The 15,799-nt window shown below is 36.2% G+C and carries 18 protein-coding genes; 5 read left to right on the forward strand and 13 right to left on the reverse strand.

The window, feature by feature from the left end:
- Positions 1 to 78: 78 nt before the first annotated feature.
- The 3 genes from QN089_RS14000 to QN089_RS14010 form a co-directional block, all read right to left on the reverse strand.
- Complete coding sequence (locus tag QN089_RS14000) at positions 79 to 702, reverse strand: LysE family translocator (RefSeq protein ID WP_285215552.1); 624 nt, start codon at positions 700 to 702, stop codon at positions 79 to 81.
- 137 nt (positions 703 to 839) lie between these two features.
- On the reverse strand, positions 840 to 1,040 hold the full coding sequence (locus QN089_RS14005; protein ID WP_068450358.1) for a cold-shock protein: 201 nt from the start codon (positions 1,038 to 1,040) through the stop codon (positions 840 to 842).
- Positions 1,041 to 1,262: 222 nt separating this feature from the next.
- Positions 1,263 to 1,598, reverse strand: coding sequence for a nuclear transport factor 2 family protein (locus QN089_RS14010; protein ID WP_068450356.1), 336 nt, complete (start codon positions 1,596 to 1,598; stop codon positions 1,263 to 1,265).
- A 143-nt stretch (positions 1,599 to 1,741) separates the two neighbouring features.
- Between QN089_RS14010 and QN089_RS14015 the strand changes: the two genes are divergently transcribed.
- Positions 1,742 to 2,632 carry a 3-hydroxyacyl-CoA dehydrogenase gene (locus QN089_RS14015; RefSeq protein ID WP_285215553.1) on the forward strand — a complete coding sequence of 297 codons (891 nt, stop codon included), beginning with the start codon at positions 1,742 to 1,744 and terminating at the stop codon, positions 2,630 to 2,632.
- Between the two features lie 114 nt (positions 2,633 to 2,746).
- Positions 2,747 to 4,495 (forward strand): ABC transporter ATP-binding protein, encoded by a 1,749-nt coding sequence (locus QN089_RS14020; protein WP_285215554.1) that lies wholly within the window; start codon positions 2,747 to 2,749, stop codon positions 4,493 to 4,495.
- Between the two features lie 51 nt (positions 4,496 to 4,546).
- Here the strand turns inward: QN089_RS14020 and QN089_RS14025 are convergent, their stop codons facing one another.
- The 4 genes from QN089_RS14025 to QN089_RS14040 all read right to left on the reverse strand — a co-directional run bounded on the left by QN089_RS14025 (position 4,547) and on the right by QN089_RS14040 (position 7,737).
- Entirely contained in the window at positions 4,547 to 5,035 is a 489-nt protein-coding gene (locus QN089_RS14025) for a GNAT family N-acetyltransferase (RefSeq protein ID WP_285215555.1), read from the reverse strand.
- A gap of 73 nt (positions 5,036 to 5,108) precedes the next feature.
- The gene (locus tag QN089_RS14030) at positions 5,109 to 5,852 is read right to left on the reverse strand and encodes an alpha/beta hydrolase (RefSeq protein ID WP_285215556.1); all 744 of its coding nucleotides are present in this window, start codon (positions 5,850 to 5,852) and stop codon (positions 5,109 to 5,111) included.
- A gap of 159 nt (positions 5,853 to 6,011) precedes the next feature.
- Positions 6,012 to 7,133, reverse strand: coding sequence for an RNA-guided endonuclease InsQ/TnpB family protein (locus tag QN089_RS14035; protein WP_285215557.1), 1,122 nt, complete (start codon positions 7,131 to 7,133; stop codon positions 6,012 to 6,014).
- The gene (locus QN089_RS14040; RefSeq protein WP_285215558.1) at positions 7,105 to 7,737 is read right to left on the reverse strand and encodes an IS607 family transposase; all 633 of its coding nucleotides are present in this window, start codon (positions 7,735 to 7,737) and stop codon (positions 7,105 to 7,107) included. Before QN089_RS14040 ends, QN089_RS14035 begins: the two co-directional genes overlap by 29 nt.
- A gap of 204 nt (positions 7,738 to 7,941) precedes the next feature.
- Between QN089_RS14040 and QN089_RS14045 the strand changes: the two genes are divergently transcribed.
- Positions 7,942 to 8,220, forward strand: coding sequence for a hypothetical protein (locus QN089_RS14045; protein ID WP_068450348.1), 279 nt, complete (start codon positions 7,942 to 7,944; stop codon positions 8,218 to 8,220).
- Positions 8,221 to 8,316: 96 nt separating this feature from the next.
- Positions 8,317 to 8,664, forward strand: coding sequence for a YxeA family protein (locus tag QN089_RS14050; RefSeq protein WP_285215559.1), 348 nt, complete (start codon positions 8,317 to 8,319; stop codon positions 8,662 to 8,664).
- Between the two features lie 37 nt (positions 8,665 to 8,701).
- Here QN089_RS14050 and QN089_RS14055 read toward each other — a convergent pair whose 3' ends face one another.
- On the reverse strand, positions 8,702 to 9,610 hold the full coding sequence (locus tag QN089_RS14055; protein ID WP_141274183.1) for a DMT family transporter: 909 nt from the start codon (positions 9,608 to 9,610) through the stop codon (positions 8,702 to 8,704).
- 112 nt (positions 9,611 to 9,722) lie between these two features.
- On the opposite strand from QN089_RS14055, the gene QN089_RS14060 reads away from it, so the two are divergent.
- Complete coding sequence (locus tag QN089_RS14060) at positions 9,723 to 10,604, forward strand: LysR family transcriptional regulator (protein ID WP_068450342.1); 882 nt, start codon at positions 9,723 to 9,725, stop codon at positions 10,602 to 10,604.
- Between the two features lie 20 nt (positions 10,605 to 10,624).
- Here QN089_RS14060 and QN089_RS14065 read toward each other — a convergent pair whose 3' ends face one another.
- The 5 genes from QN089_RS14065 to brnQ form a co-directional block, all read right to left on the reverse strand.
- Positions 10,625 to 11,578 (reverse strand): aldolase catalytic domain-containing protein, encoded by a 954-nt coding sequence (locus QN089_RS14065; protein WP_068450340.1) that lies wholly within the window; start codon positions 11,576 to 11,578, stop codon positions 10,625 to 10,627.
- Between the two features lie 135 nt (positions 11,579 to 11,713).
- Positions 11,714 to 12,355 (reverse strand): hypothetical protein, encoded by a 642-nt coding sequence (locus QN089_RS14070; RefSeq protein WP_068450338.1) that lies wholly within the window; start codon positions 12,353 to 12,355, stop codon positions 11,714 to 11,716.
- Between the two features lie 46 nt (positions 12,356 to 12,401).
- Positions 12,402 to 13,049, reverse strand: coding sequence for a P-loop NTPase family protein (locus tag QN089_RS14075; RefSeq protein WP_285215560.1), 648 nt, complete (start codon positions 13,047 to 13,049; stop codon positions 12,402 to 12,404).
- The gene (locus tag QN089_RS14080) at positions 13,042 to 14,232 is read right to left on the reverse strand and encodes a hypothetical protein (RefSeq protein WP_285215561.1); all 1,191 of its coding nucleotides are present in this window, start codon (positions 14,230 to 14,232) and stop codon (positions 13,042 to 13,044) included. Before QN089_RS14080 ends, QN089_RS14075 begins: the two co-directional genes overlap by 8 nt.
- Positions 14,233 to 14,382: 150 nt before the next feature.
- On the reverse strand, positions 14,383 to 15,723 hold the full coding sequence (gene brnQ, locus QN089_RS14085) for a branched-chain amino acid transport system II carrier protein (RefSeq protein ID WP_285215562.1): 1,341 nt from the start codon (positions 15,721 to 15,723) through the stop codon (positions 14,383 to 14,385).
- Between the last annotated feature and the right edge of the window lie 76 nt (positions 15,724 to 15,799).

Genomic DNA, 15,799 nt, shown 5'->3' on the forward strand with positions numbered 1-15,799 from the left:
ATTTATTAACCCATAACTGCATAGAAAACTTCCTTCATTCATTTTCTATAGTATAGTAAAAATCATTAGAAAATGCGATTAAAGTAGATTACGAATACCTAATATGAATTCATAAAGGAAATACAATGCGAAACCAATTAGAAGAATACCTGCAACAATAGAGACGTTTCGAATCACTTTGCGACTCATTGCCCGTCTTGAAATCGATACAATCGCTAACAGACCGACATCATGTAAAAGAATACCTGTTAAAATACCGAGCCCTGCAAAACCGAATTCATGGACACTATATGACTTTGCGAGCACTGCACCAAATACGGATACCCAAAAGACTAAGTTCCCTGGCGATATAGCTACTAAAATTCCGTTTTTATATGTACGCCAAAAAGACTGATTCGGTTTTTCTCCTGCTAAACTAATTCCTTGATCTGCATTTTTAATCGAATCATACGCTAAATAAAATAAAAAAGCGGCGCCAACAATCCATAGTGGTAATTGAACAAATGGAAGTGCTAAAAATGAAGCTAATCCAAAATACAGTGCAATAATTAATGCGGCATCAATCGTCATGCCGCCAAGTCCAACTGCCCATCCATGAATAAAACCATTTTTCAAACCTTGTTTTGTCATTTCAACAGTCATGGCTCCGATAGGTAAAGCAATTGTAAATCCAACAATTAAATAAGAAATATATGTTTCCATAACTTTACCAACTCCTTACTTGATTATAAGGAGAATAAGTGTGAATATCAATACATAAATAAGAATATTTATACTTACAAAATATAAAAAAAGCAACTCTCCTAAGAGAGTTGCTTTTTACGGACAAACTTTAAAAATTAAAGTTTAGTTACGTTAGTAGCTTGTGGTCCGCGGTTACCTTCTTCAACTTCGAATTCAACTTTTTGACCTTCGTCTAAAGTTTTGAAACCGTCGCCTTGGATAGCTGAGAAGTGTACGAATACGTCGTTTCCACCTTCAACTTCGATGAAACCGAAACCTTTTTCTGCATTAAACCATTTAACTGTACCTTGTGTCATTATGAATGACCTCCTATTAATGAATTCAATAATAGATTGTTCAACCGAGAATAAAAATACACCTGCTAGAGTGACCGCATTATACAGTCTTCCAAACAGGTGAATGTATTGTATACGCTGAGCCAATTTCATTATTAATAACAGTATAACCTATTTTGTCCGATTTGTCTAAAAAAGACTATCCAATCATTAAAAATTTTCTGCTTTTTTATACAAAAATCTTTACTTAATCAAGGTTCCTTGATGGAAAAATAATTTCCAATCTTTCTCTTTTTTACGCCAAATCGAACTTCTTAAAGCTTGCTGTTTTGTTAAAATATTTGTTGTTTTATATGTTACTAGAATGACACTTTCATCTACAAAACGTTCTTCATAATCTTCTACACGGAAAAAACGTTCTGTTGGTGGTGATTCCTTACCGATGGCATTTAGCTGATCTTGTTTTGTGTATTGTGTGCCGATTGTGCCAAATTCGATAAAGTCTTCATCCATCATTTGATCAAACTCATCATACACATAATCTTGCAATCTCATCTCTAAGTCATATATTTGCATCATAAGCATCTCCCCTATACTTCACAATACACTTTACTTATACCCCTTTATCCATGAATTAAAATTGTCATTTGTATTTGATTAATTTATACAGTAACAGGGAATGTAGAATAGGGATGAAAAATCACTTTAAAGGAGCGTTTTAAATGAATTTTAAAAATGTTACGGTTGCTGGTAGTGGTGTTTTAGGAAGTCAAATTGCTTTCCAAACTGCTTTTAAAGGCTTTAACGTAAGTGTTTATGATATTAATGAAGGAGCGATTAAATCCGCACAAGAACGCGCGCAAAAGCTTGCTGAGACATATAAACACGAAGTTGCAAGACATCCTTCAGAGGTAGACGATGCCCTCGCTCGACTTTCTTTCTATACAGATTTAGGTGAGGCTGTAAAAGATGCTGATTTAGTTATTGAAGCTGTTCCAGAACGAATTGATATTAAAACAAGTTTTTATGAACAATTAGCAAAAGTAGCACCTGAAAAAACCATCTTTGCAACGAACTCTTCTACAATGATTCCAAGTCAATTCCGCGATGCAACAGGACGACCTGAAAAATTCCTAGCACTGCACTTCGCAAACGAAATTTGGAAAAATAATACGGCTGAAATCATGGAACATGATGGAACAGATCCAAAATACGTAACAGAAGTAATTGATTTTGCTCGTGCGATTGGCATGGTTCCACTGCATATTTTAAAAGAACAGCATGGCTATATTTTAAATTCATTACTTATACCATTACTTAATGCTGCACAGGCATTGTACGCAAACGGTATTGCTGAACCACAGACCATTGATAAAACTTGGATGATTGCGACTGGCTCACCAAGAGGGCCATTTGCTATTTTAGATGTAGTCGGCTTACAAACCGCTTACAACATCGTATCTGCAAGTGCAGATAAAAATCCGGTTGCTGGAAAAATTGCTGACATTTTAAAACATGACTTTATTGATAAAGGAAAGATGGGTGTTGCGACAGGCGAAGGGTTCTATAAATACCCAAACCCTGCTTATGCCGATCCAAACTTCTTAAAATAATTCGCTCAACAAAGGAGAAATTTCGCTATGACGAGATTTCTCCTTTTTAATTTGTATAATTTCATTTGATTACGCATACTTAGAGTATTCATATATGTAGAAAGGGTTAAATAAATGGCTGAAAAAGAAAAAATCTCAAAGAAAAATTTTAAAAAGTTCATTCAACTCGTTAAAAGTACCAATCCACCAAAACTTCTAATCGTGATTGCGCTTATACTAACACTCTCCACAACTGCTGTATCCTTAATGGTTCCGCTCTTCACAAAGAACCTCGTAAATGACTTTACAATTGATGATTTAAATAAAACAACGATTGCATTACTAGTCGGTGCGATTATTTTACAAGCATTATCAGGTGGATTCTCCATCTACATTTTAAATCGCATTGGACAAAGTGTTGTCGCTGGTATGCGTGACCGTCTATGGAAGAAGTTATTAGTTCTACCCGTTAATTATTTTGATGAAAACCCTTCTGGTGAAACCGTAAGTCGTATGACGAATGATACGACCGTCGTTAAAACACTCATCTCAGAACATCTTGCCAACTTCTTATCGGGTATCATCTCGATTATCGGTGCAATGATTGTCCTGTTCATTTTAGATTGGCGCATGACAACTGCCATGTTTATCGCCATTCCGTTAGCTGCGGCCATTCTAATTCCGCTTGGTCGTAAGATGTATAAAATCTCAAAGAATACACAGCTTGAAACAAGTAAATTCACAGCACTTTTAACACAGGTACTCTCTGAGATTCGTCTTGTGAAATCTTCAAACTCTGAGAAAATTGAATACAATAACGGCGCAACAGGTATTCGTAACTTATTCAATTACGGTTTAAAAGAAGCAAAAGTCTATGCTTTTATTGGACCGATTATTAATCTAGTTATGATGATTTTATTAGTGGTATTACTCGGTTATGGTGGTATGCGTGTATCTTCTGGGGCGCTATCAGCAGGTGCATTAGTAGCTTTCATCATGTACCTCTTCCAAATCATTATGCCAATGGCACAAATTGCAGAGTTCTTTACGCAATTCCAAAAAGCTTCAGGTGCAACCGAACGCATTATTGAAATTTTAGAAGTTGAAGATGAAAAAGATGGTTATGAAGAAGTTAAAAAAGTTGATGAAGCGATTCAGATTGAGCGTTTATCTTATAACTATCCAGATAAAGAACCTGTATTAAAAAATCTAAACTTTACGATTCCGCCGAATCAAGTAACCGCAATTGTCGGTCCGAGTGGTAGTGGTAAAACGACCTTCTTCTCTCTTATTGAACGTTTTTACCAACCACAAGAGGGAGCGATTCTTCTTGGTAATCAAGATATTCAAAACTTCTCTCTACTATCTTGGCGTAAGCAGATTGGCTATGTGTCACAAGAAAGTCCGATTATCGCAGGGACCATTCGCGACAATATCACATATGGATTAGAACGAGAAGTATCAGACGAAGAAATCAATCGCGTTATTAAAATGGCCTATGCCGATCAGTTTATTGAAAACTTAGAAGGTGGCATTTTAACCGAAGTAGGTGAACGTGGCATGAAGCTGTCTGGTGGACAGCGCCAACGTATCGCCATTGCACGTGCGTTCTTACGTAACCCGCAAATTCTAATGTTAGATGAAGCAACATCGAGTTTAGATAGTAAATCCGAACAAGTTGTACAACGTGCGTTAGAGGAGCTCATGAAGGGGCGTACAACAATTGTAATCGCTCATCGCCTCTCAACCGTTATTCATTCCGATCAAATTGTCTTCCTAGAACAAGGTGAGATTACAGGGATTGGTACACATCAAGAACTTTATGCAACACATGCACTCTATAAAGAATTCTCTGACCAACAACTAAAAGGTTTACAAGCCTAATCAAAAAGAAGAATCGTTCCTCACGTGAAGGGGCGATTCTTCTTTTAATATTTAAGATTGTACTGCATAGCTTTCAACCTGTGCTTGAACTTTTTTCTTCATATGAACAACAGGCATTTGGTGTCCTAATAAATTCGTCGTTTCAAATGTAGATTCAATGTGCATACCATAAGATTCATAGAGATGAACATTACGTGATTCATTCGCGCGAACGTCGCAAGCAATCCATTGTACAGACTGTTTTTTTGCGATATTTTCTAAATGGGCAACTAGCTTTTTCGCATATCCTTTTCCACGTTGAGTTGGTAAAACACTCACACGAGAAAAAGTGAGTGTACCTTCTTTTATCTCATAGCGTGCCATCGCCACAGGACCTTCATTATTCAATCCAACAATTGCTTTTTGACCACGAGCTAACGCTTTTTTAACATCACGCTCTGTTTCCATGATGGCGCTTGATGGCGGATTCATATACTCTTTAAATGCTTCATGCATGAGCTCTACGATTAATTCCTCATTTTCTGTATGCACAATAATCATCTCTACACATCCTTTAACGAATTTTTATTCATTATTATACATAAAAATTCTATAAAAATGCAAGAACTATGATTTATTTCTTCCAGTGAAGTTGTTGTAAAAAGTGTAAAAAGTCTTCATACATTGTTTTAGCATCTTTTCCATATGTCATTAAATGTCCTGCTTGTTCATAACATTTTACAACTTTTTGTGTTGAACCGATCTGCTCGGCTACATAATTAGCTGTCTCTTCATATAACGCATCATCTTGTCCACCATATGCTAAATAGATGGGTACTTCGATTTGCGCTATATATTGCATTTGTTGTTCAATCATCTCAATAAAGGCTGGTATAATCTCCATCGGATGTGCTTTTAAAGCTTGTCGTGCCGCTTCTTTTTCTTCATCTGTACCTTCTTCATATTGTTGATGTTGTTTTGCATAATAGACCACTCTTTTTCGCAAGGTCACTTCATCACGCGTCATCGGTAGTGACATTGTAACAATTGCAAGTGGGTTTAATTCATGTGCTACTTTTAATGTGAGTACAGCTCCTAAAGATAGCCCCATCACAACAATTTCCTCATATCCCTCATCTTCTAGAAACTCATACGCTGATTGAACATCCCCCCACCAAGTAGATGGACCATACTGTAGTAATGTATCTGCCTTTTGGCCATGCCCCGTATACATCGGTGCATGAACCGTATATCCTTCTTTATTTAAAAACTTCCCAAGTTGTCGCATATCAATCGTCGATCCCGTAAATGAATGAAGTAGTAAAATCGCTTTACTACCGCCTTGAAAATAAAATGATTCCGGTGCTTTATATTTCATAAGTCCCGTTGCCAAAAACCTATAAAAATCTATAAGCAATGTTTATTTCCTGTTTCTTTGTATCTGCTTTTACCGAAGCTACTCACATTTGATATGATACTCCACAGGCGTTAATTCGGGTACAACGAACCCTACACATTAGTAGTATCTTGTAAGTGACTAAGCTACTAATTCTCCAAATTTAGCTAAATTTAACGCAGCATTCATATCTCTGTCTATCTCTAATCCACAGTCACACTTGTAAACTCTATCAGATAATTTTAAATCTGATTTAATTTGTCCACAGCACGAACATGTTTTAGAAGATGGGAAGAAACGCCCAACTTGTATAAATTCAATTCCGTATTTTTCACATTTGTATTTCATTTGACGGAGAAATTCATACATCTTTTGTTTAGCTACTGCTTTAGCTAAATGACGATTTTTCATCATTCCAACTACATTCAAATCTTCCATCACAACTTTACAAGGTTTGGTTTTCACTATTGTATTTGTCGCTTGATGAATGTGGTTGTTTCTAATGTTAGCTAACCGTCTGTGTAGATTTCGTATTTGCTTTTCGATTTTTATAATGTTACATGTTTTGACAAATCGGTTTCCCTCCTTATTCATCTCGTATTTTCGAGAAACGCTTCGCTGTAACCTACGTAAACGTTTCTCAATCTTTTTCACTTCTTTTGTTTTGTTAATGTTTTTGAACACCATTTCATTCGAGCAAATTGCTAATTCTTTAACTCCTAAATCTACTCCAATTACTTCATTCGTTAATTCTTGTTTTACTTGTTCTTTCTCTACTCCAACAGAGATATACCAATACTTTCCGTCAAAAGATACTCTAGGATTAGTATATTTCACCCCCATTGGTATTTGTTCAGAAGTTGCAACCCATCCTACTTTCTCAATTAACACCGTGTTCTTTTTTACTTTAAGTTTCACATTATCATTATAGAAAGAAGGTTTAGATTTCTTTTTAGATTTGAATCTTGGACGTTTCGCCAAACCTTTAAAGAATCTCTTATACGCATTACAAGCATCTTTAACAGCTTGTTTAGCCACATTATTTGATACTTCACTCAACCATTGGAAGTCCTCTTGCTTTTTAATTTGTGTGATTTCTTTTCTTAAAACATTGTCAGATAAGAATTTCAACCCTCGTTGATAATTTTCTTGTTGTCTAGCTAATGTCCAATTGTATACCCATCTTGCCACACCAGTAGATTTCCATAATTGAATTTCTTGTTCTTTAGTTGGTTTAATTCGTATCTTCTTTGCTAGTATCATTCTCTTTCAACTCCTTAATTAATTTCTTAGCCTTATTCGCCCGTCTCCCTTGTAATTTGCAACTAAATACAGTAACAATCTGAATTAAATCTTCGACCAACTCTTGATCATCTGTCTTTGGAGTATTGTCGATAACCTCAATCTTTGTTCCGTATTTAGCAAATAAATTTTCCAAGATTTCAAATCCGAATCGTAATAACCTATCTTTGTATAAAACTACAACTCGATCTACTTTGTAATTTAGGACTAAATCAATAACATCATTTAACCCTTTTTTGTTGTAGTTTATGCCACTACCTATATCTTTCACAATCTTAAATGGATTACCTTGAGACAGTAAGTATGATTCCATGTTTTCCACTTGTCTCTGCAAATCATCCTTTTGCTGATGAGAAGATACTCGACAGTAGCCTATAGTTATTCTCGATTCTGATTCAGGAGAATGTAAACCAAGAAAATATTCAAGTTGTTGTTGAGAGTAATAACGGTGTCCAGAAGGTGCTGTATATTGGGGATTTAATTTATTTGTCTTATCCCAGTTTCTTAAAGTCTGAACTGTTACTCCGATTTCTTTAGCGAATTGACCAATACTATATTTTTTCATACATTACATTCTCCTTTGAATTAGTAGATAATTCTATTATATTATGAAATGTATGAAAAATCAATAGTTTTTTATAGATATTTATATATTTATTCTAACTGTTTGTTACCTCCTGTTAGGTTTAAATATTAAAAATAATTTGCATATCTTCTGTTTTTTTAATAGACTAGAAGACGTCAGTTTTTTAGAAAAGAAGGTGATTTTGTGGAAGACGCGTTGCATTATTTCGTCATTTCTACAACCGCAGGCTACTATGCACAATCTGGATTTGTAGCAGATATTGAAGAAGCACAAGCTTTTTGTTCTGAAATCGAAGCCGAAAGAGCTGCTCAAATTATTAAAGGTACAGTCTGCTCGCAATCTGTATCTTACGACGAACTTGAACAATCTTTTTTAGAACTCTCAGCACAATACGATATACTTTATACATTAGATGAGCAGCAAGCCATCCAAAGCATTTGCGTGGAGCTTCAAGCAATCTAAGTCTCTGGTCTTAGACAAAGTTACAGTCTGAGACCTTTTTGTTTTCCTTTCTTTCTTTTTATAATAATAAATATAGAAAGAAAAAGGAGGCTTAACATGAAAACCATCTTGAAGCAGTTAGGTATCTTCTCTTTTGCTGTATCGATGATGTTCGGAATTACATACTTACTCACAGGTGACCGATTCATGCCCTTCATTCCATCTGAACACTTCTATGCAGTAGCACATACAGCAGAAGAACAACAGCGCGTCAGTGGTCATTACATATATGAAACCTACGCTGTAAATACAGCAGGTAAAAAACAATTCCTTGCATTCCAAACAGAACGTCCACTTCCAGAAGGTACATATGTGAAACTCTACGTAAAAGGCAATTATATCAAACTCATACAAGAAACTACCGCAGAAAGTATTCCATCAACAATGCGGAATTCACTCCATTAAAAAATATTCTAACGTCACATGGACGCTAGAATATTTTTTATTTGACTATTTTTTCTTTTAGCGCGATTTTTCGATATGCGACTCGCGGTTCTTTCACTTTCTTTTGATAGTTGGCAATTGTTACACCGAGCATGATAAATACTGCACCAATATAACCCGTCATGCCCATTACTTCTTGTAAGAATAAGAAGGCAAAGAAAGCAGAGAAGATCGGTTCAAGTGAAAAGAAAAAGCCTGTATTTTCAGGTGTTGTATATTTCTGTGCAATGGGCTGCATAACAAAACCATATGCTGAACAGATGAACGCTAAACCCAAAATCGAAATCCAAGAACCCGATGTCGTCGGTAGAGCGGGTGTTTCAAATGTGAACGCAATAATAATGGCATATAACGAACAAAAGCCTAATTGATAAATTCCTAATTGCAGTACATCGACCTTACGCGCAAACTGATTCGTCACAAGAATATGAATGGCATAACACAACGCACCGATTAAACAATAAATAGCACCAAGCTGAATAGAGAAGCCATCTTTTAATGTTAAAAATGCTAGTCCCATCATGACCACCACAACACCGATCATAATTTGCTTCGCTGGTAGTCGCTTCGTTAAAAAGATTTGCAAGATTGGTACAAGTACAACCGTTGTACTCGTTAAAAATCCTGCTGTCGAAGCATCTGTATATTTCGTTCCTAATAATAATCCTAAAAATACACCGTATAATAATGCACCAACAATCGCACTGTACTTAATCGTTTGCCATGATACGCGAACCATCTTCTTCGCGAATAATAACCACATGAAGATGAATGCGATGATACTACGCATTGCGACGATTGTAAAAGAAGGCATTCCATCATCTGCGGCTACTTTCATAAATAAATAAGACGTTCCCCACGCCATCGAAACTGTAATTAATAATAAGTTCGCTTGTTTCTGTGTCATTCCATCACTTCCTTATTTTTTCTTTTTCTTAGATTATCACCGTTGTTTACATTAATAAAACGAATATTTATAATAGTAATATTAGTTTTACTAATGTATAGGAGATGATGAAATGAATATTTATGAGTCCTTCGTTAAAATTGTTGAGCTCGGTAGTTTTACAAAAGCTGCTGAAGCGCTTGGTTACACACAATCAGCAATTAGTCAGATGGTGAATAATCTTGAAAAAGAACTCGATACAACGCTGATCATTCGTTCTCGCAAAGGAATTTCTCTCACACCAGATGGTGAGGAAATGCTACCTTTTATTAAAAATATTTGTCATGCACATAGTGAATTAAAAGAAAAACATCAAGAAATGCAAGGTTTGGAACGTGGTCTCATACGGATCGGTACATTTTCAAGTGTTTCGACGAATTGGATTCCAACCCTATTACATGACTTTAAACAACTGTATCCAGGTGTTCACTTCGAGTTACAACAAGGTGAATATACAAGTATTTCAAAATGGATCTATGAAGGGACCGTCGATTTTGGTTTTGTGAATCCTGCTGCTGTATCGAATTTAACGACTATTCCATTAGCACAGGATGAGGTCTTAGCTGTGCTACCTTACGGACATGAACTTGCTGACCATGATGAAGTACATATTCATGACTTAACAAAAGACCCTTTTATTCAAATTGACGAAGGAGATTTTAGTGAACCACAACACTATTTTGAGAAGGCAAATCTTACACCGAACACACAATTTAAAGTGTATGACGACTACACAATCATGGCGATGGTCGAACAACAACTCGGTATTTCCATGTTACCGAAACTCGTATTAAGCCGCTGCCCTTATCATATTTTGACGAAACGCATCTCGCCACCTGTTGTCCGTACAATTAGTCTCGCTTATAAAAATAAAAAAGTGCTCCCAATCGCAAGTCGCTATTTCATCGACTTTATTACGGAACACTTCTCAAAAAAACAGGAAACACGCATATAAAGCGCATTTCCTGTTTTTATTTAAATATCACTATGTGTTTCTACGCTCGTTAGTTTATTGAAAAACGGGTAGAATTGATCTTTTTCAGGTGTTTTACGCATCGCAATCGCACTGCGTGGATGTTCATTGAATAATCCAGTCAAAGCGTAGGCTGTATTATATCCCCACTCTACTTCCTTACTAAGCGGTACAAAACGATCATCAATTAATTTTAAAAGTGGTTTCATATCATAACGTGAAGCGGTTAAGTGACCCACTACTAATTCTGTTTGACAGTTCCCTGCGCCGCGTCCCATACCGTAAACCGATGTATCTAAAAATTCAACACCTAGCTCAATGCCTTCTAATGTATTAGCAAAAGCCATCTGTAAGTTATTATGCGTATGAATTCCTAAACGTTTTGACGGTGCATGCTCTTTGAAAAGCTTCACTAAGTAAGCAATGTCTTTCGGGAAAAGGCTCCCGAATGAGTCGACAACATATAGTACATCGACAACACTATGTTCAATTTTCTCTAGTGCTTCAACTAAATGTGAATTAATTGAATTCGATACAGCCATAATATTTAATGATGTTTCATAACCTAGGTTATGGAATTGATTAATTAAATCAAGTCCTTTATCAATGTCTTTTAAGTAACAAGCGACACGAATCATATCGAATGGACTTTCAGAGCGTGGTGCACATTCGCTTGGATCTACGCGACCGATATCAACGATTGCTGATAGCTTCGTATTTTTCTTTTCTGGGATTACCTCACGAATGAAATCATCATCACAGAAACGCCAAGGGCCACAACCATCTGCATCTAATAACTTAGGTGAGTTTTTATAACCAATCTCCATATAATCGACACCTGCATTATTTAATGCTTCGTATGTATCACGCACGAAGTCTACACTAAAATCCCAATTGTTTACGAGACCACCGTCACGAATTGTACAGTCTAAAATTTTCACTTGATTTGAGTTCATTGTCATCACCTGTCCTATCTACGAAATAAAGTTGATTATAACACATATCTGAATTTTTAGAATATTAAATTTCTCAAAAATGATAATTTTTTATTTTTATATAAAATAAAGCTGTTCTATAAATCAAATACAAATTTATAGAACAGCTACTTCCCTTGTCCAAATCGTTAAAGGCCCGATCGCTGACCAACCACCACGCATAGCAGCAGCCAATCGTTCATCTGCTTCATACCCCACAATGGGTTGTTTCGGAAAAAAGTTAGCCAAGACAGCAGGAATATCTTGAAATACATGGTCTACGCCAAATACATTAAAAATCCCGATAATCCCATGGCTTTGATAAGCTGAAAAACCGCCATATCCTTCTTTATGAAATACTAAAACATGAGGATCATCAATAATTGATGGCTGTAACATACCTTCTAAATTAGCCGCCACAAGCCAATTTTGAAATGCTTCTTCATTTCGAACCCACTTCCACTCACTACAATATGGTACAACAGAAGATGACGTCATCCACTGTGCTTTAAAGAGTTTCGTGAATCCTGGAATTTGTAAGGTTGCATAACTATCCATAATCGTCGATACGCGGTCTAGAATTTTTTCCACAGTCGCTTCTCTCGTCTCTGTAATCATCTCTGGATAATAACTCGGTACATATTGATCCGCAATCCATACGTTATCCATACAGGCTGTTGTAATATCATGTGTTGCGCAAACAGCTTTCCACCAAGCAATCTGGTTTAAAACTGCTTTTCTTAATAGCTTTTCTGGCATTTGGATCACCTCTAAACTATTAGTACCCTTTATTAAATGTTTCATTCTAATTTGATAGAATTTGTTCCCCTGTTAATTCAAATACATCCTGACAACTCGCACATACCGTAGGATTTTCAGAACTAATAATGAGCGTGACACCTTCTGCTTTTACAGAACGCAGACACTGTATGAATTTTTCTAGCTGCGCTTCTGTTAATGCTTTTTCAGGTTCTTCTATTAACAAAATAGACGGTGCATGTAAGCATGCGCGAATAAGCGCCATACATTTAATTTGAAAAGCATCTAGATGTACTGCTTTCTTCCCTAGTAATTCATGAATACCAATAAGCTTGCTTAGCTGATCTAAACGCTGCTTTCTCGCTCCTGGCAACTTATTAGTACCTGTTTGAAAAAAGAACGATAGCTGAATATTCTCAAGTACGGTTTCATCTTTTAAAAATTCGTCTTGCGCAGGTAGATAGCCCATCTTCGTTTGTCTCAACACAGCTAAGTCGCCCACATCTTTTGTTTCATTTTGGTGGTATTCTAAGCGATATGTCCCGTTCGTCAAAACGCGGAAACAACCAATTGTCTGTAGTAATTCATTTCGATAAGCGCCTGTAATCGCTAGTGAAGCTCCCTTTTCAACGACTAAATTCACTTTTTGAAAATACGGTTCTACCGCTGCATATTTTAATTGAATTTTAGACATGCTCTTGCTCCATTTCTATCGTTGTTTTCCGTAATACACGCCATAAAATACCGCCACCAATCATGGCACCTAGAACGAGATATAACACGAGTGGAATAATGGCGAATTGTGAAATCACCATAAACGGTATGGCTGGAAGAATGAGTGCAATCCCTAGTAAAATCCCCACTTCAATTCGAATATACTTTCGAATTTCACGTTCTGCCATACCACTCGTCATCAGAATACGGAACAACTGCTTCGTCCCTTCATTTCTACGCTTTTGAATACGCTGTACAGCTATAAACATACCCACTAAAGCAATCAAAAATAATCCATAAACGAGTACAGGGTTTGCTTTTAAAATCTTATTATAGATATTAACTGTTATTCCACCTGCGCCACCAATTGTAAATGACCAGAAATCTGATTGCTGTGATACTTCAAGCATGATATCGCGAATACCAATCTTAGATGCATTCGTTACGAGCATTGTATTTGCAGATGCGATCAATGATTCTTTTGCGAATACATTGTCTTCGCTTGGTGTTTGACGATATTGCTGTGACGGAACTAACACTTGATGCCCTGCTGACATTTGAGGTAATGCTGTTGTCACAATCGTTTGTTCACTCTTTAAAAAGCCGATGATTTTCGCTTGAATATCTTGACCATGAATACGCATGCGAAGTGAATCACCAATATCATACAACTGATAATAGTCACTTCCTAACACAACGGGCATAACTTCTTTGTCATCATAATCCTTAAAATCTTCTTGTTTAAAAAATGTCCCTGCATCCATCTCTAACTTATTTAGCTTTTGTGCAGCTGCATTCACTTGAAGTCCATAAACAGGTATATATTGTCCATCTGCTTTTGCATTTTCAGGTGTAAATGCTTCATCACCGGAAAATTCCTGGATGAATACAGGAATCGGTGAAGCTGTATAAACGGTTAGTTGCTTATTATTTTGTAATGCTTGATTGAAGCGTTCCAATTGCTCAATTGTTGGTTCTTCTCCAATGAGTGTAAGATTGTAATTGTTTTGCCCTACAAATGTGGTTCCACCTTTTGCAGGTTCACTTTTATATGCTGTATGCAAAATCGTAAAATAGACAATTGAAAAACATAGCAGTGCGGCTGCCATAAGGATTAAATTCCATTTACGATTACGTTTATGCAAAATGTATAAAGCTCTCACTTATTTGTCCACCTTTATCTTTGTTAAATAAACACTTATAACAATTCTATACATAGGCAGCCAATCGGCGCAATGAAAAGCAATAAGTTTTAAAAACTTATTATAAAAAAACAAGGTATGTCTGATTAAACACACCTTGTCTTCATGCCATTATTTTTTTACAATTACCGCATAAATGAGTCCGATGATAGCACCTACCACAGCAGGAGCAGCCCACCCTAAACCGATATCATATAACGGTAAGTAATGCGAGTAGAATGTCTCAATTGATTCTAACACTTGTAATTTCGCACCAGGTACACTTTCAACCAATGCTTTGTAACCATCAATCACACTCACGAAGAATGTTAGGAACATCGACATCGCATATACACTTTGACGTGCTTTGAATAGCGGCGAGAACATCGTTAATAGAATTAAAACAATTGCTAATGGATATAAGAACATTAATACCGGAACAGCATATGTAATGATATTACTTAAACCAAAGTTCGCAATTAAGAATGATACAAACGTTAAAATGAATACAAACCACTTATAGCTGATGGCTGGAATAACTTCATGGAAGAATTCACTACATGATGTAATTAAGCCAATACTTGTTTTTAAACAAGCTAAGATAATGATAATCGCTAGTAAAATCCCACCGAATGAACCGAAGAAGTGTTTCGCAACAGCCGCAAAAATTAAGCCGCCATTTTCAAATGTTCCAACAGCGCCAACACTTGTACCGCCCATGTATGTGATAAAGCCATAAATAATCATCATTAAAGCCATTGCGAAAATTCCTGATTTCCAAGTTGCCATCGCAATATCTTTCGTACTTGTAATACCACGACTCTTAATCGCATTAATTACGACGATACCAAACGCAAGTGATGCTAATGCATCCATCGTATTGTATCCGCCTTTAAAACCTGTCATAAAGGCTTGATTCACATAGTCACCTACTGGCTTTTCAAAACTCCCCATCGGATTAACGACACTGACAATAATTAAGATGAATAAGAACACTAAGAATGCAGGTGTTAAATACTTACCGATATAATCCATTACTTTCGCTGGATTTAGTGAGAAGTAATATACAACTAAAAAGAATACAAAACTAAAAATTCCTAAAAATAATGATACTTGATCTGGATTTAAGAATGGTTCTAACCCTACTGTGAACGATACAGTCGCTGTACGCGGAATCGCAAAGAATGGTCCAATCGTTAAATATAGTACAACTGAGAATACAAGACCGAATAGTGGATGCACTCGATTCCCTAAGTCTCGTAAACCATTACTTCCTGATAAACCAATTGCTAGAATCCCCATGAACGGCAAACCGATTGCTGTAACTAGGAAACCAATTAAAGCCCACCAGAATTGCGTACCAGCCATCTGTCCAAGTTCGATTGGGAAAATTAAGTTCCCTGCTCCGAAGAACATACCGAATAACATCGTACCGATGATGGCGTATGTTGAAAATGGTACTTTTGTTTGCATATTTTTCCTCCTTATGACTTAAATCGTCTATTTAATATTGTAATTAGAGTATATTAACAATTTACTACAGACAATA

Source organism: Kurthia sp. YJT4 (assembly GCF_030219945.1).
In the GTDB taxonomy this organism is placed as follows: domain Bacteria; phylum Bacillota; class Bacilli; order Bacillales_A; family Planococcaceae; genus Kurthia; species Kurthia gibsonii.

Excerpts from the sequence above, each read along its gene's own strand:
- QN089_RS14065 (WP_068450340.1), bottom strand. The coding sequence starts at position 11,578 with ATGAACTCAAATCAAGTGAAAATTTTAGACTGTACAATTCGTGACGGT.
- QN089_RS14075 (WP_285215560.1), bottom strand. The coding sequence starts at position 13,049 with ATGTCTAAAATTCAATTAAAATATGCAGCGGTAGAACCGTATTTTCAA.
- QN089_RS14015 (WP_285215553.1), top strand. The coding sequence starts at position 1,742 with ATGAATTTTAAAAATGTTACGGTTGCTGGTAGTGGTGTTTTAGGAAGT.
- QN089_RS14020 (WP_285215554.1), top strand. The coding sequence starts at position 2,747 with ATGGCTGAAAAAGAAAAAATCTCAAAGAAAAATTTTAAAAAGTTCATT.
- QN089_RS14055 (WP_141274183.1), bottom strand. The coding sequence starts at position 9,610 with ATGACACAGAAACAAGCGAACTTATTATTAATTACAGTTTCGATGGCG.
- QN089_RS14070 (WP_068450338.1), bottom strand. The coding sequence starts at position 12,355 with ATGCCAGAAAAGCTATTAAGAAAAGCAGTTTTAAACCAGATTGCTTGG.
- QN089_RS14010 (WP_068450356.1), bottom strand. The coding sequence starts at position 1,598 with ATGATGCAAATATATGACTTAGAGATGAGATTGCAAGATTATGTGTAT.
- QN089_RS14050 (WP_285215559.1), top strand. The coding sequence starts at position 8,317 with ATGAAAACCATCTTGAAGCAGTTAGGTATCTTCTCTTTTGCTGTATCG.
- QN089_RS14040 (WP_285215558.1), bottom strand. The coding sequence starts at position 7,737 with ATGAAAAAATATAGTATTGGTCAATTCGCTAAAGAAATCGGAGTAACA.
- QN089_RS14000 (WP_285215552.1), bottom strand. The coding sequence starts at position 702 with ATGGAAACATATATTTCTTATTTAATTGTTGGATTTACAATTGCTTTA.
- brnQ (WP_285215562.1), bottom strand. The coding sequence starts at position 15,723 with ATGCAAACAAAAGTACCATTTTCAACATACGCCATCATCGGTACGATG.
- QN089_RS14025 (WP_285215555.1), bottom strand. The coding sequence starts at position 5,035 with ATGATTATTGTGCATACAGAAAATGAGGAATTAATCGTAGAGCTCATG.
- QN089_RS14060 (WP_068450342.1), top strand. The coding sequence starts at position 9,723 with ATGAATATTTATGAGTCCTTCGTTAAAATTGTTGAGCTCGGTAGTTTT.
- QN089_RS14030 (WP_285215556.1), bottom strand. The coding sequence starts at position 5,852 with ATGAAATATAAAGCACCGGAATCATTTTATTTTCAAGGCGGTAGTAAA.
- QN089_RS14005 (WP_068450358.1), bottom strand. The coding sequence starts at position 1,040 with ATGACACAAGGTACAGTTAAATGGTTTAATGCAGAAAAAGGTTTCGGT.
- QN089_RS14035 (WP_285215557.1), bottom strand. The coding sequence starts at position 7,133 with ATGATACTAGCAAAGAAGATACGAATTAAACCAACTAAAGAACAAGAA.